Annotated in this window: 17 protein-coding genes; 11 read left to right on the top strand and 6 right to left on the bottom strand. The window is 47.9% G+C overall.

What is annotated here, in order from left to right; all coding sequences use genetic code 11:
• The first annotated feature begins 263 nt into the window (after nt 1–263).
• Both H027_RS0115835 and H027_RS0115830 read left to right on the top strand, forming a co-directional pair.
• Nucleotides 264–3,650: a hybrid sensor histidine kinase/response regulator gene (locus H027_RS0115835; protein ID WP_051449052.1), complete on the top strand. Its 3,387-nt coding sequence runs from the start codon at nt 264–266 to the stop codon at nt 3,648–3,650.
• A complete protein-coding gene (locus H027_RS0115830) occupies nt 3,637–4,533 on the top strand; it encodes a response regulator transcription factor (RefSeq protein WP_024873409.1) in 897 nt (298 codons plus the stop codon). The genes H027_RS0115835 and H027_RS0115830 overlap by 14 nt, the downstream gene beginning before the upstream one ends.
• A gap of 103 nt (nt 4,534–4,636) precedes the next feature.
• Here the strand turns inward: H027_RS0115830 and H027_RS0115825 are convergent, their stop codons facing one another.
• Nucleotides 4,637–5,113 carry an Lrp/AsnC family transcriptional regulator gene (locus tag H027_RS0115825; RefSeq protein WP_024873408.1) on the bottom strand — a complete coding sequence of 159 codons (477 nt, stop codon included), beginning with the start codon at nt 5,111–5,113 and terminating at the stop codon, nt 4,637–4,639.
• 252 nt (nt 5,114–5,365) lie between these two features.
• Between H027_RS0115825 and H027_RS0115820 the strand changes: the two genes are divergently transcribed.
• Genes H027_RS0115820 through H027_RS0115795 form a run of 6 tightly spaced genes read left to right on the top strand, consistent with a single transcriptional unit; the run spans nt 5,366 to nt 10,553 of the window.
• Complete coding sequence (locus H027_RS0115820; RefSeq protein ID WP_024873407.1) at nt 5,366–6,166, top strand: ABC transporter ATP-binding protein; 801 nt, start codon at nt 5,366–5,368, stop codon at nt 6,164–6,166.
• Nucleotides 6,167–6,196: 30 nt separating this feature from the next.
• Nucleotides 6,197–6,967 carry a transporter substrate-binding domain-containing protein gene (locus tag H027_RS0115815; protein ID WP_024873406.1) on the top strand — a complete coding sequence of 257 codons (771 nt, stop codon included), beginning with the start codon at nt 6,197–6,199 and terminating at the stop codon, nt 6,965–6,967.
• Nucleotides 6,968–6,969: 2 nt separating this feature from the next.
• A complete protein-coding gene (locus H027_RS0115810; RefSeq protein WP_024873405.1) occupies nt 6,970–7,689 on the top strand; it encodes an ABC transporter permease in 720 nt (239 codons plus the stop codon).
• A gap of 11 nt (nt 7,690–7,700) precedes the next feature.
• Nucleotides 7,701–8,390, top strand: coding sequence for an ABC transporter permease (locus H027_RS0115805; protein WP_024873404.1), 690 nt, complete (start codon nt 7,701–7,703; stop codon nt 8,388–8,390).
• A gap of 19 nt (nt 8,391–8,409) precedes the next feature.
• A complete protein-coding gene (locus tag H027_RS0115800) occupies nt 8,410–9,621 on the top strand; it encodes a trans-sulfuration enzyme family protein (RefSeq protein WP_024873403.1) in 1,212 nt (403 codons plus the stop codon).
• On the top strand, nt 9,618–10,553 hold the full coding sequence (locus tag H027_RS0115795) for a DMT family transporter (RefSeq protein ID WP_024873402.1): 936 nt from the start codon (nt 9,618–9,620) through the stop codon (nt 10,551–10,553). The genes H027_RS0115800 and H027_RS0115795 overlap by 4 nt, the downstream gene beginning before the upstream one ends.
• Nucleotides 10,554–10,618: 65 nt before the next feature.
• Here H027_RS0115795 and hpxK read toward each other — a convergent pair whose 3' ends face one another.
• The 5 genes from hpxK to H027_RS0115770 form a co-directional block, all read right to left on the bottom strand.
• Nucleotides 10,619–11,929 (bottom strand): allantoate amidohydrolase, encoded by a 1,311-nt coding sequence (gene hpxK, locus H027_RS0115790; RefSeq protein WP_024873401.1) that lies wholly within the window; start codon nt 11,927–11,929, stop codon nt 10,619–10,621.
• On the bottom strand, nt 11,904–13,145 hold the full coding sequence (locus H027_RS0115785) for a pyridoxal-phosphate-dependent aminotransferase family protein (RefSeq protein WP_024873400.1): 1,242 nt from the start codon (nt 13,143–13,145) through the stop codon (nt 11,904–11,906). The genes hpxK and H027_RS0115785 overlap by 26 nt, the downstream gene beginning before the upstream one ends.
• Before the next feature lie 86 nt (nt 13,146–13,231).
• Entirely contained in the window at nt 13,232–14,803 is a 1,572-nt protein-coding gene (locus H027_RS18090) for a gamma-glutamyltransferase family protein (RefSeq protein WP_038150072.1), read from the bottom strand.
• A 3-nt stretch (nt 14,804–14,806) separates the two neighbouring features.
• Nucleotides 14,807–15,985, bottom strand: a complete 1,179-nt coding sequence (locus tag H027_RS18085; RefSeq protein ID WP_038150070.1) for an amidase — start codon at nt 15,983–15,985, stop codon at nt 14,807–14,809.
• A gap of 162 nt (nt 15,986–16,147) precedes the next feature.
• Nucleotides 16,148–16,993 carry a MurR/RpiR family transcriptional regulator gene (locus H027_RS0115770; protein WP_024873399.1) on the bottom strand — a complete coding sequence of 282 codons (846 nt, stop codon included), beginning with the start codon at nt 16,991–16,993 and terminating at the stop codon, nt 16,148–16,150.
• Nucleotides 16,994–17,342: 349 nt separating this feature from the next.
• On the opposite strand from H027_RS0115770, the gene H027_RS0115760 reads away from it, so the two are divergent.
• From H027_RS0115760 to H027_RS0115750, 3 genes are all read left to right on the top strand, one after another.
• A complete protein-coding gene (locus H027_RS0115760) occupies nt 17,343–18,500 on the top strand; it encodes an iron-containing alcohol dehydrogenase (protein ID WP_024873398.1) in 1,158 nt (385 codons plus the stop codon).
• 285 nt (nt 18,501–18,785) lie between these two features.
• Nucleotides 18,786–19,109: a helix-turn-helix transcriptional regulator gene (locus H027_RS0115755; RefSeq protein WP_024873397.1), complete on the top strand. Its 324-nt coding sequence runs from the start codon at nt 18,786–18,788 to the stop codon at nt 19,107–19,109.
• Nucleotides 19,103–20,419, top strand: coding sequence for a type II toxin-antitoxin system HipA family toxin (locus H027_RS0115750; protein WP_024873396.1), 1,317 nt, complete (start codon nt 19,103–19,105; stop codon nt 20,417–20,419). The genes H027_RS0115755 and H027_RS0115750 overlap by 7 nt, the downstream gene beginning before the upstream one ends.
• Nucleotides 20,420–20,440 lie beyond the last annotated feature (21 nt).

The raw sequence follows: 20,440 nt of genomic DNA, 5'->3' as shown, positions 1-20,440 counted from the left end.
AAATGAATTTTTCAGTACGAAACAACCCTTTCCAGATATCGGTTTGCCTTAAGTTTCAAGACAAACACTTAATCACTCAGCCTGTTCAGTATTGAAAAAAATATGGGGGCTGAATATGCGCAGATCGGGCCGCAGGACTACGTCAAATGACGCATAGGTGAATGATGGAGAATCAGATAAACTAACGCGCGAGAGTCAAATTTCTCATTGGTCGCAAGGAATGCGATTTCCCCCAATGATCATGGATGAGAACACGGCCCATTATGCAAAAAGTTCCAATTAATCGGCGTAAATACAACAAGTTAGTTGCCAACGAAATGCTGGAAGATTTCGCGCTGCGTTTCACCTCGAAACGAGCCCGAAAATGGTCAGCAAGCTGGATAGCCAACAGTGCGCTCGGTATTGTCTCATTTCTAGTTTTAGAAGCCTTAGGCGGCTCAATTACTCTCTCCTATGGCTCTGTCAATGCGCTGTGGGCGATCGTTGCTGTTTCCGCCGTTATCATTTTCAGCGGGATCCCCATCTGCTATTACGCCTCAAAATACGGTGTGGATATTGACCTGCTAAGCCGCGGGTCTGGATTCGGTTATATTGGTTCCACGATTGTTTCTCTGATTTACGCCTCCTTCACCTTTATCTTTTTCGCGCTGGAAGCGGCCATTATGTCGATGGCTTTGGAACTGCTGTTTGGTATTCCTCTATTTTGGGGATATATCATCAGTGCCGTTGCGGTCATTCCTCTCGTCACGCTGGGCATCACCAATATCAGCCGTTTTCAGATGTTCTCTCAGCCACTCTGGTTCGTGATGCAACTTGCTCCACTGTTCTATGTATTCCGTCATCCTGACTCACAGATTGATAAGTGGCTTGCTTATTCTGGTATCCATGAGAGTGGCGATCACTTTAACTGGTTACTGTTTGGCAGTGCCTCTGCAGTATTAATGTCGGTTATTGCCCAGTTAGGGGAACAAGTTGATTTTCTACGATTTCTACCGGAACAAAAAAAGACTGGTCGCGTTAAATGGTGGTTGGCAATGCTCTTTGGTGGCCCCGGCTGGATGATCTTTGGTTCGGCAAAACTCGCACTAGGCAGCTTTCTGGCGTGGCTGGCTGTCAGCCATGGATTTAGCACCACAGAAGCTGGCGATCCGGCTCATATGTATTTGAATGTTTTTAGCTATATGACAGCAAATACCAAACTGGCTCTGCTGGCTGCGGGTATGTTTGTCATCATGTCTCAGTTAAAGATCAATGTTGCGAATGCTTATGCAGGCTCTTTAGCGTGGTCTAATTTCTTTTCCCGACTGACGCACAACCATCCGGGACGAGTCGTCTGGATGGTCTTTAACGTTGTCATTGCACTGTTGTTGATGGAGCTAGGGATCTACCAACTCCTAGAGAAAACATTGCAAGTTTATTCCGTGCTGGTGCTGGCTTGGATTGGCAGTCTGGTGGCCGATCTACTGATTAACAAACCACTCGGATTAAGCCCCCCAGGTATCGAATTTAAACGATCCAAACTTTATGATATCAATCCGGTTGGGCTGGGCTCCATGATCATCGCGTCATCCGTTGGGTTTGCAGCCCACCTTGATGTGTTTAATGAAGAGGTCAAAGCATTCGCTTCCTATATTGCCTTCGCATTGCCATTTATTACCGCCCCGTTCATTGCGTGGTTCACCAAAGGCAGGTTTTATTTAGTTCACTCGTCCCCTGATACACTCATACCTCTTCACTCGCATGAAGAGCTCAGCTGCTCCGTTTGTGAAAATGTTTACGAACCTGAAGATATGGCATACTGCCCAGCTTATGGTGGTCACATCTGTTCTTTATGTTGTTCACTGGATGTCAGATGTCATGATAAATGCCGTCCCAAGGCAACATTACATGAACAGATACAGACATTACTGAACCCATATATTCCTGAACCCTTGCTGCATAAAATGTCAGGCCCTTTCAGTCAGTTTATGATTGTCATGGTCATTGTCAGTGGCTTTATGGCTGCCATATTTATGATCGCCTACAGCCAAATTCCATCGCTTGTGCCTGATAACATGCACTCTATCACTGCGGGGATGTTTAAAGCGTTCGTGATGCTGCTGATCCCGGTTGGCATTATCAGTGGTCTGTTTGTTTTGGCCCGAAATAGCAGTCGTAATGCGATCACAGAGCTGAAGGCGCACGCACAACTCTTGACGCAAGAAATCAGCGCCCACGAAAAAACGTCGAAACAGTTAGAACAGGCCAAGAAATCAGCTGAAACGGCGAATAACGCCAAAAGCCGTTATCTTGCTGGCTTAAGCCATGAATTACGTACCCCACTCAACGTATTACTCGGCTACGCCCAACTTTTAAGTGATGACCATAAACTCGATCATAAAACACGGGAATATGCCCATATTTTACGGCGGAACGGCAAACATCTGTCTGATCTGCTGGAAGGTTTGTTGGAGATTTCCAAAATCGAAGCGGGCCGCCTCGAACTGCAACGTGATGAATTCAATATCGCGACCATGCTGAATGAACTGGCCGACATGTTTGCCATGGAAGCGTCACAAAAAGGGTTGGATTTTGAATATGTGCCCTGCGCCAATCTGCCGGTACATATTGCATCAGATAAACAACGCTTACGCCAAATTCTGATTAATCTGCTGAACAACGCCATCAAATATACCAAACAAGGCAAAGTGACTTTTCGTGTTACCTACCGAAATCAGGTCGCGCGTTTTTCAGTGCAGGATACCGGCATCGGTCTTTCAGAACATGAAATTCAACAAATCTTCAGACCCTTCGAGCGGGTGCAAAATCAGAACACGCGCGCCATTCAGGGCACAGGGTTAGGGCTTACGATTTCGCATGCACTCTCTAACTTGATGGGTGGCGATATATCCTGTGAAAGCCAGCAAGGTGTTGGCAGTAATTTCACACTGACACTCATGATCACGACCGTCGAAAGCCCGATACAGGCGCCGTTGTTAATTCAGCAAAACGTCACGGGATACACCGGCAAACGCCAAACCATTCTGGTGGTAGATGATATTGAAGATCAGCGCAATCTGGTCAGCAATATTCTGACTCCGCTCGGCTTTGACGTTCTGCAAGCCGATGGTGCAAGTGCTGCATTCAAAATGGCAGAAACGCGCCTCATCAATCTATTTATCCTTGATATCACCATGCCAGAAATGAGTGGCTGGCAGCTCGCTATTCAACTCAGACAAAAAGGCATCCGCAGCCCGATCATGATGCTTTCAGCCAACATTCATGAGTTAGAGAAAAGTAACATGCTGGCGCAATATCATAATGATTATCTGAGCAAACCTATATCTCGTGAACAACTGCTGACGAAGCTGAGTAACCTGCTGCCAGTGAATTGGGTCTTTGAAAAAGAGCCGGAACCCATCGCTCCGGAGACACCAACAGACAGCCAATTGAATCAGCCAACGGCCATTCCATCTTACGAAGATCTCACGCAATTAGTGAATTTCGCCGAAATCGGTTTTATGTCTGCATTTCTCGAAAAGCTCGATGAAATTGTTCTTTCTGACACAGTCAGCGAGGCCTTTTTTGGCCCGATTCGGACAGATGCCTCTCAGTGCAAATTTGACAAAGTCGTCCACCATTTGAATGAGTTGATCCATGAGCATTATTGAATTCAGTAACATCATTGTTTTAGTTGTCGACGACTCGCCTGAATCACTGGGGATGCTGAACGCCACGCTAAATAAAGCGGGTTTAACGGTGTTGGTCGCCCTGAGTGGCGCTCAGGCATTGTCAATTGTAGAAAAAGTGAAACCTGATGTGGTGTTATTGGATGCTGTCATGCCAGAAATGGATGGATTTGATACTTGCCAAAAGCTCAAAGAAAAACTGCCAGCGACCCCTATCCTTTTTATGACCGGGCTCAACGACTCGCAGCATGTCATTCATGGATTTGAGGTGGGTGGCGTCGATTACATTACAAAACCTGTGGTACCCGACGAAGTACTGGCAAGAATCAAGGTGCACAGTCATAACGCTAAACTCGCAAAATCGGCCCAAGTCGCGCTGGATTATGCAGGTCAGTACATATTCTGTGTGTCGAAACAAGGTCGGCTGGAATGGGCCACGCCCTACGCCCAAGAGCTGATGAGCAAAATCAGCGGTGATATTCAGGAACCTTGGAAGACCATTCAACCTGACATTGCAAACTGGATAACATCAGAACACAGGAAAGAACCACTGCTGCTGAACCATTTTACCCCCCCAATACGAGCCGAATACGCTGGTGAATATGATCAGCTCCATTCATTGATCCGATTAGTTACGCCCAAAAAGAAAGGAACCGAAGAAGATCTCCAGCGGGAGCTGAATCTCACCAAACGTGAGTCTCAAGTGCTCTACTGGCTGTCATTCGGTAAAACCAACTGGGAAATTGCTACAATTCTCGAAATGAGCCCCAGAACAGTCAACAAGCATCTGGAGCAGATTTATAAGAAACTGAATGTTGATAACCGCACTGCGGCAGCAAGCATTTCGCTCCGGCTATTGGAGTAAAACTAGAGCCAAGTAGAAGCATGTTTGTCTTGGCTTCTACGATCCATGATGCTTCCAATGTTTGCGACAAAAAGCGCATATAATTTTCGGCTTATATTTCCCATTATTCTTCTAAAATGGCACGGATTGGAACATAGAAACTGCGCTTCGGTGCATCAATGACCACCTGAGTGGTAATACGGCGAATTTGCGGCACTTTTTCCATCAACTCCTGACTGAATTTGTCATATTCAGCGGCATTCGCCGCCGTCACCACGACCATCAGATCATAAGGGCCGGTGACATAATAAACCTGCTGGATGTCTTCGCGATTGGCAATCCAGTTCTTAAATAAGCTTAATGCAATATAGTTATCGCGCTCGATCTCCAACCCTGCGATAAACGTCATCACGTTCGATACATATTTCGGATCGACCACTGCAATCTCAGTTTGAATCACCCCTTCAGTACGCATTTTTTTCAAACGACGCTGAACAGCAGAAGCAGAAAGCCCAACTTTTTCGGCAATTTCCTCTGCCTGCACGCGGCTGTTTCTCTGAATGATATTGAGGATCTTGGCGTCAAATGTATCAAGCTGCATGAATTGAACTCTATTAAATAAAACCTGATTACCAGCAAATTCCTTTTGCTGCTGCGACTTTTTCTCTATCCACTCTGGTGCAATTTGCGCACCAGCTTAAAACATTTCCGATCTGTTCTGGTGAGCTGCATTTTTTCTGCAAAAACAACGCTGAAAATGCATTTTTCCGGCGTTTAAAAACGCTTTTCGCCGTTGAGCGGCCGCCATTTTGTAAATACTACAAGGGAATTGCAACGACAGCAGGATAGCACAATGTCAGAAATAGTCCGGCCACTCAGGAAGAAAACGCCCCTCGCACTGGAAGTAAACCAAGTGCATAAACGCTTCGGTGACAACGAAGTATTGAAAGGCATTTCATTACAGGCACATCACGGTGAAGTCATTTCCATTCTTGGCTCATCAGGCTCAGGTAAAAGTACCTTCCTGCGCTGCATTAATTTCCTGGAAACAGCTGATCAAGGCACCTTCATCATCAATGGTGAAGAAATTCGCCAGACCCGTGATCGCCATGGCAAACAACACCCAGCCGATTGGAAACAAATCGAACGCATCCGCCGTCGCTTAGGCATGGTGTTTCAGGGTTTCAACCTCTGGTCGCATCGCACGATTTTAGAAAACGTCATTGAAGCGCCTGTTTATGTTCTGAATCAGGATAAGTATGAAGCCACCGAAAAAGCAGAAGAATTACTGCAGAAAGTGGGGCTTTATCATAAACGCCATGAATACCCCTCTTTCCTGTCTGGTGGTCAACAACAACGTGCTGCGATTGCCCGTGCGCTGTGTATCAACCCGAAATTGATGCTGTTTGATGAGCCAACTTCTGCGCTCGACCCAGAGCTGGTCGGTGAGGTGCTGAAAGTTATCCGCGATTTAGCGGATGAAGGCCGCACCATGTTGCTGGTCACCCATGAAATGAATTTTGCCCGTGATGTTTCTGACCATGTGGTTTTTATGCATCAGGGTCTGATTGAAGAAGAAGGCTCGCCGGATCAGGTTTTCAATCACCCGAATAGTGAACGTTGCCGTCAGTTCACATCACAGTTTCGTCAATAAACCTCAATCAATACATGGAGTACCACAGCTATGAAAGCACATTTGACCGCCGGACTAATCGCCCTTGCCAGCCTCACCAGCACTGCTGCACATGCAGAGATCCGCTTTGGGGTATCGAATGAAGCATATCCACCGTTTTACACCAAAGATGCCAGTGGCAAATGGGCAGGTTGGGAAATAGATCTGTTGCATGCTCTGTGTGACGAGATGAAAGAAAAATGCACCATCGTGGATATGACTTGGGATGGTCTGATCCCGGGCCTGAAAGCAAACAAAATTGATGTGATCTGGTCTTCTATGTCGATCAATGATGATCGCAAAAAAGTCATCGCGTTTACCGATAAATATTACAACACCCCGACTGAAATCGTGGGTCTGAAAGACGAACCACACAAAGTCACTAAAGATGATTTGAAAGACAAAATCATCGGGACTTACGTGTCTTCCATTCAATCGGCTTATTTCAAAAAACATTACAGCGACGTGGCGACCGAGAAAAACTATCCAACACTGGATGAATCGCTGCAGGATTTGGTTTCTGGTCGTGTCGATTATGTCATTGCCGACTCTATTCCTTTGGCGGCATTCCTCAAATCATCAACTGGGAAAGAGTGTTGTGAAAGCAAAGGTCAGGTTCCTGATGATGCCGAAATCTTAGGCACTGGTATTGGTGGCGGTTTAAGAAAATCCGATACCGCTCTGACTGAGAAACTCAACAAAGCGATCGCTGCAGTACGCGCCAATGGTAAGTACAAAGAAATCTCAGCGAAATATTTCAGTTTCGATCCATACGGTAACTAATCATGGATATCTCAACCTACACCAGCTTACTGGCACTGGAAGCTCCGGGATGGGGTTCGGCCTTACTGAAAGGTACGATCACGACACTGGAGATTTCATTCGGTGCATTTCTGGCCGGGATTGGGATCGGGCTTGGCTGCGCATTGGGTAAATTAAACGGGAGCCGCACATTGGCTCCGGTTTTAAACCTTTACACCACTGTGGTTCGCGCCATTCCCGAGCTGATCCTGATTGTTGCCCTCTACTATGCCGGCACAGACTCCCTGAATGCGCTGTTAAATGCGCTGAGTTTTGAATCAGTGGAAATCAATGGATTCGCCACCGCCATTCTGGTGCTGGGGATTGTGCAAGGCGCTTATGCCACTGAAGTCATTCGAGGTGCGATCCTGGCCATCCCGACCGGACAAATCGAAGCCGGAAAGGCTTTCGGCATGCCGGCAACCATGCGTTTTCGTCGCATCATCCTGCCAGCCATGATGCCGACGGCACTGCCGGGGTTATCAAACCTGTGGGCATCGGTCACCAAAGACAGCGCACTCATCGCCGTTTTGGGTTATCAGGAGCTCGCGATGATCACCAAACTGGCCGCGAGTAACACCAAATTTTACTTCTTCTTTTTCTGTACAGCAGCACTGATTTATCTGGTGATCACCTTGTGTTCGAACTCGGTATTTGACTCGCTGGAGCGTCGTTTCCGCCGTGGTCAGGTTCGTCTGGGTTAAGGAGTTTTTAAATGGATTTTTCATGGATCACCCATTATTGGCCACTGCTTCTGAAAGGTGCTGAGCAAACCATCGCTTTGCTCGTGATTTCAGTCAGCCTCGGGTTTTTTCTGGCAGTCGTTTTGGCACTGTTACAAGTAATGGGGCCCAAACCACTGGCTAAATTTTCAAGCGGGTATTGCACCTTACTTCGCGGCACCCCGTTACTCGTACAGTTATGGCTGCTGTATTACGGGATTGGCTCACTGTTACCGATGATCCCGGGCATTCGCCATAGCTTCATGTGGCCTGTGTTACGAGAAGGTTTCTTCTTTGCCGCCGTCGCTTTCACCCTGAACTATGCAGCTTATGAAGCAGTAGTGCTTCGATCTGCCCTGCTCTCTGTACCCAAAGGTGAAATCGAAGCAGGTAAAGCTTTTGGAATGTCACGCTGGACGTTGATCCGTCGTGTTTGGCTGCCTCGTGCGATTCGTATTGCATTACCTACCATTGCCGGTGAGGTCGTCTTACAGCTAAAAGCAACGCCATTGGCATTTACCGTCACCGTGATGGATCTCTACTCCGTTGCCTACAAAATCAGACAAGACACCCTGCTCGTCTATGAACCACTGATTCTGGTTGCCGTCTTCTATGTCGCACTCAGTGCTCTCATCGTCAAAGTATTCGGACGCATTGAACGTCAGCTACCGGTTCGCCGCTGAATTGAAAAAGGATATAAAAATGACTCAAAAACCTTCTCGCACATTTCGGCCTGCGACACTCGCTTTAAATGCCGGTTTAGAACCCGATGCACTGACGCATGCGATTGCGCCAAATATCTCCATGTCAGTGAATAATAGCTTCATCCCTGGTGAAGGTGCTTTTTCTGCGAACGGTTTAGATCTGACGGAAACACCTTTTCTCTATGCGGGTTGGACGAACCCGACTGTACGTCAGTTAGAGGAGCGCTTAGCTGCACTGGAGAATGCTGAGGACGCCTATGCAGCCGCAACTGGCATGGCAGCAATGGCAGCCGTTTTCTTTTCGCTGCTGAAATCAGGTGATCACCTGATCATCAGTGATGTTTGTTATGCCGCGATCAACGAACTGGCTTTGCAGGTGATGCCTTCATTTGGCGTTGAGGTAACGGCAGTGAATTTGTCGCGGATCGATGAAGTAATTGCCGCCATCAAGCCAAACACACGACTCATCCATGCTGAAACCCCGAATAACCCACTGTTGCGCCTGACCGATCTACAGGCGCTTGCAGAAATTACCCGTGCAAAGAATATTCTGCTGTCTGTCGATTCCACGTTTGCGACACCGGTGGTGACCCGCCCTTGTGACTTTGGGGTGGATCTCGTGGTGCATTCGCTGACTAAATTTATCAATGGCCATGGCGATGCCTTAGGTGGATGCGTTGCGGGGAAAAAATCGCTGATTGCCAAAATCCGCTCAAAAGCCGGTGTCTATCTGGGGGCAAGCCTGTCGGCACAGAATGCATGGCTCATCATGCGCGGTATCGATACGCTTTTCCCGCGAATGAATATGATGTGCCAGTCGGCCATGAAAATTGCGGCATGGTTGGAGCAACATCCTCGCGTGAAATCGGTGATTTATCCCGGTTTGGCTTCACATCCTCAGCATGACCTGGCGCAACGTCAAATGGATCAGTTTGGCGGGATTGTCGTGTTCCAGGTAGACGATATCGACACCACTGAACAGCGCTTTGCCCATGAATCTCACCTATTCCACTATGCCTATTCGATTGGTCATCAGCGTAGTCTCGCTGTGCTGCTCAAAACCGAAGATTTAATGAAATCGACCTATCGACTGACGCCTGCGCAACAAAAGGAATATCTGCAATACGCGGGTGATGGTTTATTCCGCCTGTCGATCGGCTTGGAATCTGTCGAAGATATGATTGAAGACTTGGAGTGGATTTTACGATGACAGCCTCCAATACCATTTCAATCAGCCGAGCTGATACCAGAACATCGTCCGGAGATTTGCTCAAACTTGGCATCATGGTCTTGCTGTGGGGTTTCAGTTGGCCAGCTATGAAAATTTGCCTGCTTTCGATCAGCCCATTATGGTTAGCAACGATCCGTTTTGGCAGTGCAGCACTCTGTTTATTCCTGTTTACCGGTATGAGAGGTGAATTAAGACTGCCGGTAAAACAGGATATTCCGATCATTGCGAGTGTCGGTTTGTTACAAATGATAGCCTTTACCGTATTAGGTTTAATCGCCATGACAAAAGTTGCAGCAGGACAAGCCGCTTTACTCGCCTACACAACGCCACTATGGGTTTCACTGATCACCGTGGTTGTTTTGCGCCGGTCGCTGGAAAAAAGTCAGCTGTATGCGGTGATAGCGGGCTTGCTCGGCATTGTGGTCGTTATCTCACCATCACTGTTGGGCTGGCAATCAGCTGCAATTATTGGGGATATCATGCTGTTAGGCGCAGCGCTATGTTGGAGCATCGTCATTGTTCATGTGAAGCAACATCCATGGCATGGTAGTCCGCTGATATTAGCGCCATGGCAAATGTTGCTATCCGCACTGCCGCTTATGATCATCGCATTGGTCACAGAAGGGATACCTCATATAAATTGGAATACTGAGTTAGTTAGCCTGTTAGTGTTTATTGGCCCGCTTGCAACCTGTTTCTGTTTTGTAATTTCTTTGGCGGTCGGTAGACGCATCAACTCAGTTTCTATGTCTGTGGCAACCTTAGGCGTTCCGGTTATTGGGCTGTTCTCTTCGATTATCTTTTTGGGTGAGAAAATGACGCTAGCGATAACCGTGGGGGTCGTTTTGATCCTCTGTAGTCTGGTTGGAATATTAGTTGGTCCAGCCAAAATGGGAAAAGCCAGAAAATAATCTGGCTTTTTTGTCGGTGTGAACAAATCACCGATCTGATCGCATTCGGACATAAAGAAGATTAATCAGTACTGAACATTGTCATTGCCCACAACATGTTGGATTTTCATCTGGACATGGTGCAGGTCGGTGGTTCGAGCCAATGATTTAATACTCAATGACAACGCCTTCGCCGCTAATTCAATATCTGCAATTTTAACCGCTTCGGCAGGATGATGACTCACGCCACCCTCACAACGCATAAACAACATCCCGATTGGACATAAAGCCGCAATGGCAACACCATCATGGCCTGCGCCGCTGGGTAGTGTCAGCGATTGACCTTGCACTGACTCAACTGCCTCAGTAAGTACGTCTTGTAATAGACGATCACAAGGTGTGGCGTCAGCATCATAAAAACAATGATGAGAGAACGTGAGCTGACGATTCGCGGCAATCGTTTCTATGCGCGCTAAAATTTCAGCCAACGCGGCATCGCGTTTGTCATTGCAGGCGGCTCGAATATCCAGACTAAACTGAACGAGCGAAGGAATCACATTCACTGCACTCGGCTTGCATTCCAGCTTTCCAACCGTCGCAACTACCTCGTGCTCTTTGGCAATTTTCTCCACCTCCAGCACCACTTCACTGGCTCCTACCAACGCATCTTGTCGTAGATTCATCGGCACAGTTCCGGCATGACCTGCCACCCCCTGCAGGGTGATCATCAAACGTTTCGCGCCATTGATTGCACTCACCACGCCCAAGGCTAAACCCGCCGTTTCCAGCACCGGGCCTTGCTCAATATGCAGTTCCAGATAGCCAATAAAATCTTCCGTTCGACGTTTTGCTTGTGAGATGAGATCCGGATTTAAACCAAAATCAGCCAGCGCCTGAGCCATCGATAGCCCGTTGTGATCAGGTTTCGACAGCCAGCCTTGTTCCCATTCCCCTGTCAGGCCTTTACTGCCTAACAAGGTCACATCAAAACGAACGCCTTCTTCATCGGCAAAACCGACGATTTCAATCGCAAACGGGAAGCGCTTCCCCTGCTGATGAAACTGCCGCACCACTTCAATCGCGGTGACAACCCCGAGAATGCCATCATATTTGCCGGCATTGCGGACGGTATCGAGATGCGAGCCCAGCAATAAGGCAGGAGCCCCCTGCGTCAGACCTTCATAACGGCCACAGATATTTCCGACCGCATCTTGCCAGACGCGCATACCGGCTTCCCGCATCCATTCCCCTGCGAGTGCATTGGCCTGATAATGCTGGGCAGACAGATACACCCGCGTGACGTCATCAGATGATTCACTCAATTGAGCCAGCACCAGACAGCGCTCATGAATACGAATGCCGGAATCCATCTCACACCCCTGCAGTTGCGTAGACATCCCATGCAGCTTGTAACGCAGCACCTTGGGTGGTTTTAAAACCGAAGCGATTGAGTACAGCTTCTAACGCAGATAAGGTGGTCATGACACAATCTTTCCGGGCGTTGTAGCCCATCGTACCAATACGCCAGATTTTGCCGTGCAGCGGGCCAAATGAGGTGCCAATTTCAATACCAAAATCGTTGAGCAAAGTTTGGCGGATCTGTTCACCATGCACGTTTTCGGGAATATACACGCCGAGCACGTTATTCATTTTGTGTTTCAAATCGCCGAACGGTTTCAGCCCCATGCCCTGCACACCCGCCAACAGCGCTCTGCCATGTAACTCATGACGGGCGATGCAGGTATCAACGCCTTCCTGCAAAATAATGCGGGCACATTCACGGGCACCAAATAACATACTGGTTGCCTCGGTATGATGATTAAGACGCTCAGGGCCCCAATAATCCATCACCATGCCCAAATCGAAATAATTGGAATAAATAATTTCGTCTGAACCATCTTCATGGCTGGCATTGCGAATACCTTGTTCCACATGCTTACGCTTGCGAACAACCTCAGCAAAGCGATCACTCAAAGTCACCGGTGAACTCCCTGAGGGGCCGCCGAGACATTTCTGTAATCCGGCAGAGACGGCATCTAAACCCCAGGCATCAACTTCCATCGGGTTTCCACCGAATGAAGCCGTCGCATCGGTATAAAACAGCACATCGTGACGGTGGCAGATTTCGCCCAATTCAGCCAGTGGTTGCAGCATGGTCGTCGAGGTATCACCTTGTACGGTGAGTAATAATCTTGGGCGAATTTTGACAATCGCATCTTCAACCATCTGCGGATCAAACACTTCGCCCCAAGGCACAGAGATCGTATGCACGTCAGCACGGCAACGACGGGCGATTTCACACAACAGATCGCCAAAGCGACCCATTACAGGCACTAACACCTTGTCACCAGGGCGGATCGCCGAAACCAGCATGGCTTCAATCCCGGCTCGGGAAGTGCCATCGATCAGGAACGTCCATTGGTTTTGTGTTTTATACAACGCACGATAGAGTGCCATTGTCTGATTCATGTAATCGGTCATGATCGGGTCATATTGCCCGACCAATTGCGCCGACATTGCACGTAATACACGCGGGTCAGCATTGATTGGGCCCGGCCCCATGAGCAATCGCGCTGGCGGATTAATTTGATCAAATTGCTGAATATCTAACATAGCCAATACCTTTATTGCTGCGGGCTATTCCCTATCGGGAAGCCCTTATCCATTCCTTGACGGATTCTGTCGAAGACAAAATCCCGTTATTCCTGTAGTGCCGCACCGTCTGATCGTGGGTCCGTTGTCACTTGATCAACACCATCAGCAAATGCAGTAATGGCACCGGCATGTCCCATCAGCTCTGAACAAGCTGCGACATTTTTAATTTGATGACCTTGTTGATGCAGGGTTTGCTGTAATTGCTGATCAAGATCAGCCTCAATTTTGAGATCATGCTCGTTATCACCCCAGGTTCGCCCCAGCAGCCAACGGGGTTCTGCAATTGATGTCGCTAAAGATTTCTTCTGGTAGAGATGACGCCAGATCATGGCGGCCTGAGTTTGTGGCTGACCTTCGCCCCCCATGGTGCCGTACACCATATTTCGCCCGTCATGCAGTTGAGCAAATGCGGGGTTGAGGGTATGAAATGGGTGGATACCACCCCGTAACTGGTTGGTTGCACCGGCTTCCAAGCTAAAACTCACACCACGATTATTCCAAAGCAGTCCTAATTCAGGAATGACAACACCAGAACCAAATTCCCAGTAGATACTTTGAATGAAACTGACCATCCGCCCTTGTTTATCTCGTGCACCCATCCAGATGGTGTCGCCGGGAATCGCAGGGTTCGGCCATGGAGCAGCTTGTTTCAGACTGATCTCAGACGCTAATTTTTCAATGCCAGCCTCGGTTAACCAGCGTTCAATATTTTTGCTGGTTTGCCGCGGATCTTGCGCTTCTGCATTCCGCACCCGAAACGCTTGTTTCGTCGCTTCAATCAATAAATGCAGTTGTGTTGCTTCATCGAGTGATTCGTCATACAAACGATCGAAAATCGCCAAAATCAGTAACGAAGCAATGCCCTGCGTCGGCAACGGTAAGTTATAGAAGTTGCCCTGAGTGGTTTTGACTGATAACGGTTCAACCCAGGTGGCGTCATAGCGGTTTAAATCATTCAGTGTCAGTGGCGAACCTTGAGCAGACAATACATTCGCGATTTCACGAGCGGATTCACCGCAGTAAAAATCGTCCAGCCCGACCTGACTCAAATGCGTGAGAAAGTCTGCCAGCGGTTCGTTTTTCAACGTTTCACCAGCCACCAGCGTCTGTTGATTTGGCAAATAACGCTCACAAAATGCAGAGAAACCAGAGAACTCCTTGGCTGTTTTCTGACTTGCGGCAACCAGACTCTCAGTAACAACGATGCCCTCTTTTGCTAGCTGAATCGCATCTCGCAGCAAACCATCCAAACCAATGAGAGGTTGCCACTTAGCACTGAGTTTTAACGCGGCATTCCAACCAGCTACCGTTCCTGCCACCGTCAAAGCTGCATCGGCACCCCGCGATGGAATAGCACTGTAACCTTTCTGCTGATACCAATCTAAAGTCGCTTGTTCTGCACTGACGCCTGCGGCATTGATTGCAACCGGTGTTTTACCCGGTTCATGAATCAGCCAAAAGCCATCACCCCCCAAACTGTTCATATGTGGGTATGCCACAGCGATAGCTGCGGCAGCAGCGACCATCGCTTCAATGGCGGTGCCACCGTCACGTAAAATGGCCATGCCTGCTTGCGATGCCTGAAAATGCGAGGCGGTAAATGCACATTGATTCATAGGTTACGCCTCTGACATCACGTTACTGAATAATCGGGCAATGGCTAATAACGTCATGTCGCTACCACGCTTTCCGATGATCGAACAGCCGAATGGAACGCCATTCACCTTCACCAACGGCAAATGTACCTGCGGCAAACCGGCTAACCCGGCCAAGGCGGTTAAGCCCAATAATTTCATGCGAAAATCAGCTAGATCAGCATCAGATGCGGTTCTTAGCGGTGCTAAATCAGGTGTGGTTGGGAGTATCAGAAACGATTGTTCCAGCACCGCGTCGATTTCTTCTTTCCACGCGACTTGCGCTGCTTTGGCTTGCGTTTCTTCTGTTTCAGTCAGCGTTGCCGCCCACTGAAAGCGTTCTGCAATATCTTTTGCAAATGCATTCAATCGAGGCTCTACCCATTCGAAATGGGTGCGGGTAATTTCCCGACCTTGCAGAATACGGAAAGTTTGACTCATATCGGCGAGTCGTTCTGCAGGAAATGCCCAGTTGTCAGTTTTGGTTGCGATCGTCCGACTGGCAAAGCGAATCGGTTCGACAGCCGCCTGCAAGGCAGCCGGTAACATCGCAAATAACTCATCAGCCCATAAAAAACTTACGTTTTGCGGCTGTTGTACTGGCGATAGAAAAACAACTTCACCCACACGCTCTAACGTTTTTGCATCGCGACATAACCAACCCGGGGTATCAAAACACGGTGCAAGCGGGATCATATCAAACGTCGGTAAACGACCATGCGTCGGGCGAATGCCATACAACCCGTTGTAACAGGCAGGTACACGGATTGAACCACCGGTATCCGTCCCTAATCCGACATCCGCTTCACCTCGTGCTACTGCCACCGCACTGCCACTGGAAGAACCGCCGGGAAGCCGATCTGGAGTCACCGGATTGATCGGTGTTCCGAAATGGACATTGCAGCCATTCAGGCTATAGGCCAGCTCATCGGTCTGTACGCGCCCGACCACATAAATGCCTGCCTGAAATAACGCATCCAGCACAGGCGATGTCTTCGTCGCCGCGGTATGTTCATTAAACCAGGTCGGGTTACCCGCCCCTGTGTGGTATCCCGCCACATGATAGAGATCTTTATAAACCAGACGTAGGCCGTGCAATGGTCCATCCTGAACGGCACGAAATGCATGGGGCCCGTGCGGGCAATAAACCGAAAAGTCTGACATGTTCACACGTCCTTCTGAACAATCGTTAAAACCATTAAACAACTTTAGTTTCTTTTAGTAAATACAAGGGAACTATTATTTCTTTTGTTTCGCTAAAAAAATCTGTGTGGTATGGCAATCACACAGATTTCCCATCAGAACAAAACTGGATGCAGCTCTTTGTTAGCTGAATGTCGGTTCCAGTTCATCTAACTCATCAAACACGGCATCAATCGCCTGCACACTGCTGTCGTCTGACTGTAACTGCAGGCACAAATTCGAAACCACACTCACCAACGCCATCGCACTGGCATAACTGGCGAAACCACCGGGGCTGAGCTGATGACATGTCATCGTCCAATCTGCTGAGGCAGCATGTTCTAAACCGGAAGGATCTGTCACTAATAAGCACTTCACCGGCGATTTACCCACCCACTGCATTAAACGTTTGATCAGTTCAGGGCGGCGACGCATCGCAATCAAAATGATTAAATCATCTTCGGTGAGCTGACTGAGCTCTTCCGACAAGGTCTGGCCCGGTTGCGGTAATACATCAACGGAACGACGGAGCTGTAATAACTGTTGCCGCCAGTGCAACGCCACCGGATAGCTATTACGAAAACCAATCACCTTCACCTGTCGGGCCTGACAAATGGTTCGCATGATTTGTTCCAGCGGTAGTCGCTGCAAATCATTCAGGGTCTGCTGCCAGTTCCTCGCTTCCTGCGCCTGATGATTACTCAGCAACGTGCCGATGTCAGCCGGTTGCTGATCCGATAATAACGGCGAACCAGACGTCTGTTGAATACGGAGCCCCTGCCGTACCTCTGCAAATCCTTCATAGCCCAGACGTTTGAAGAAACGGCTTACGACCGGTTTCGACACTTTTGCCAATCGCGACATATCGGCACTGGAGTAAATTGCCAATTCTGATTCATGTGTCAGCAGAAATTCAGCTAATTGACGTTCTTTCGGACCCATCTGTTCCAGCTGATGGTAAATACGTTGGGCAAGTTCAGATCGGGGCATAGAAAAGTCTCTTCAATTCAATCCATCAATTATAAGGCTGGCGGATAGCCTAGAAAACTGCTTCTAAATCAGTTTCTTTCGCTGGCTTTTCAGAAGGCAGTTCCGTTTCAATGCCATCTAAATGTGCCAACATCAGAGTCTTTAGCACGAATCAAGCCATGTCAGTCATGCGTTTGCCTTCAAATAGAGTACTTGAGATTGAATAACCATGCCAAAGAAAGTGATTATTCCAAAAACAGGAATACTAAAATCAGAATTAATTCATTCTGAAGCGCATGTTTCATCGTAATAATAGTGTTCGAAGACATGAATGATGTCACCGTACCCTATTCGTGATGAAGGAATTCCCATGAACAATTTCAGTTACCGCAATACCACCCAGATCCACTTTGGTCAGGGTCAAATCGCTAAAATCCGTGATGAAATGCCTGCTGATGCCCGAGTCCTCATTACTTATGGTGGCGGTAGCATCAAGAAAAATGGGGTGATGGATCAAGTTCTCACCGCATTGGAAGGTACTACCTATTTTGAATTCGGTGGCATTGAACCCAATCCGCATTTTGAAACCCTGATGAAAGCTGTTGAAGTGGTGAAAAAGGAAAACATCAACTTCATTCTGGCTGTGGGTGGTGGTTCCGTCATCGATGGTTCTAAGTTCATTGCTGCCGCCGCTTTATACCCCAATGATCCATGGGAAATTATTCAAACCTATGGTGCCAAAGTGACTCAAGCCGTACCATTAGGCTGTGTACTGACACTGGCTGCGACCGGTTCAGAGATGAACAATGGCGCCGTCATTACCAAAGCTGCCACCCAAGACAAACTGTTTTTCTTCTCTGAACATGTTTATCCAAAATTCTCGGTGCTTGATCCAACAACCACCTACAGTCTGCCGCCACGTCAGATTGCAAACGGTGTTGTCGATAGCTTCGTACATATCGTTGAACAGTATGTGACTTATCCGGTCAACGCCAAGGTACAGGATCGTCTGGCGGAAGGTCTGTTGCTGAATATTCTGGAAGATGGCCCGAAAGCGCTGGAAACACCATCCGATTATGATATCCGTGCAAACCTGATGTGGTCTGCCACCATGGCGCTGAATGGTCTGTTGTCAACAGGTGTGCCTGCCGATTGGGCAACCCATTTGATCGGTCAGGAAATTACCGGTTTATATGGCTTAGACCACGGTCAGACATTGGCCATCGTGATTCCGGCTGTTTGGACTTATAAGAAAGAAGCGAAGAAAGCCAAATTACTGCAATATGCAGAACGCGTCTGGGGCATCACTGAAGGTGATGACGATGCCCGAGCAAGCGCAGCCATTGAAAACACCCGCCAGTTCTTTGAACAAATGGGCGTGAAAACCCGTTTGAGTGACTATGGTCTGGATCGCTCCGTGATCCCTGCCGTTGTTGCCAAACTGGAAGAACATGGCCATGTGCAATTGGGTGAAAGAGCCGATATTACTCCGCAAGACGTCAAAGCCATTTTAGAACTTGCCCTGTAATTTCATTAATCGTTGTTATTGTTTATGTGCCCGTGAGAGTAATCCACGGGCTTTTTTGTATGTGCCTTTCTGAATACCTCGTTTCTATTTCCACTACCATACCCCACCAGCTCAATAATCGATTATCAATAAGGAACCTCATTAGGCACATAAAGTCAAAAAATAGTATTTATGTGCAATTTAAAGCACATTAAAAAGTAATAATGATTAAATAACTTTAATGTGCTAAATTAATTACATTAAGCAAAAAAATATAATTAATGTTCAAAAATAGGAGCATTAAATATGAGAGAGAAATCAGCCACAGCCATTGCAGAAGAACTGGGTGAGCGCCTTAAGCAGGCTCGACTGAATCACGACCTAACTCAGGCCGAAGTGGCAGAAATCGTGGGAGTCACACGAAAAACCATCCTCAATGCAGAAAAAGGAAAAGTGCCATTAGATATTTTTGTTGCCATCATGGTCGCGTTGGATTTGACAGCACAGCTGGATCTTTTCCTCCCCAAGCAGGAAATCTCGCCCCTTCAACTGGCCAAATTACAAGGGAAAAAGCGTCAACGCGCCTCCAGACAAAGAAAGCATAATGACGAGGATACGCCAGAATGGTAATGGAAGTTATCAATGTCACCTACCAGCAATATGAAGTTGGTGCGGTCAGTTTTGATACCGAAACGGGCGTTGGTGCCTTTGAATATGAACCCGGTTTTATCAGACAAGGCATCGAACTGGCTCCACTTAAAATGCCTTTGGCTAGACGTATCTACAGCTTTCCAGAGCTGGATTTTAATACCTTCAAAGGGTTACCGGGGTTGATTGCTGATTCACTACCGGATGATTTTGGTAACGCCGTACTGAATGCATGGGTTGCCACACAAGGTAAATCACCGGATGAAATCTCCCCCTTGCAGAGACTGCAATATACAGGGAAGCGCGGTATGGGGGCGCTGGAATACGCACCCGCCACCAAAGTAAAAAGTCTGAATGCCTCAAAGCAGGTCGAAATTGAATCCTTGGTTTCTATTGCCCAAGAAATATTAGACTCCCGCGGGAGCTTTACCGTTGAACTCAACAAAGATGGTCAGGAAGACCGGGAAGCCATGCTGTCTTTGCTCTCGGTTGGCATGAGCGCAGGCGGCGCACGACCCAAAGCCGTGCTGGCCTTTAATGACACCTTTTCTCAGGTCCGCTCCGGGCAGGCTAATGTTCCCGAAGGGTTTACGCACTATCTGATGAAATTTGATGGGGTCAGCGAACACAATAAGAATCAAGAGACTTTCGGTGACCCTTTAGGGTTTGGCGCCATGGAGTATGTCTATCATTTGATGGCAAAAGCGTGTGGTATTGACATGATGCCCTGCCAGTTGCTGCACGAAGGAAAACGCAGGCATTTTATCACGCAGCGTTTTGACCGCCTTGGTAATAAAAAAATACACATCCAAACATTAAATGGCATGGCCCACATTGACTACAAAAAGCCAGGCTCTTTCTCTTATGCGGAGCTTTTCTCTGTAGCCAGACAACTTAAACTGCCCGCATCGGCTGCAGAGCAATTACTGCGCAGAATGACCTTCAATATTGTCGCCAGAAATCATGACGACCATTCTAAAAACTTTGCATTTATGTTTACGGGAAATAAATGGTCCCTCGCCCCGGCCTATGACTTAGCCTACAGCTATAAACCCGGCAGTAAATGGGTTAACAGTCATTGGATGAGCTTGAATGGTAAACGCGACAACTTTACCCGTCAGGATTTTTACTCCCTGAATAAATTAAGCCCGCTCTTTACCAAAGAACGGATCAACAACATTCTGGATGAAACCATCGAAACAGTTGCAAACTGGCGCAACCTCGCCACAGCCGAAGATGTCCCTGCCTCGCTGATTACAGAGGTCGAGTCAAACTTAAGGTTAAATATTTGATGAACTAACACATACCGGCTG

The sequence above is a fragment of the Tolumonas lignilytica genome (genome assembly GCF_000527035.1).
GTDB classification, from domain to species: Bacteria; Pseudomonadota; Gammaproteobacteria; order Enterobacterales; family Aeromonadaceae; genus Tolumonas; species Tolumonas lignilytica.
Note: the sequence above shows the minus strand (reverse complement) of the source record. Positions and strands in the feature narration are given on the sequence as shown.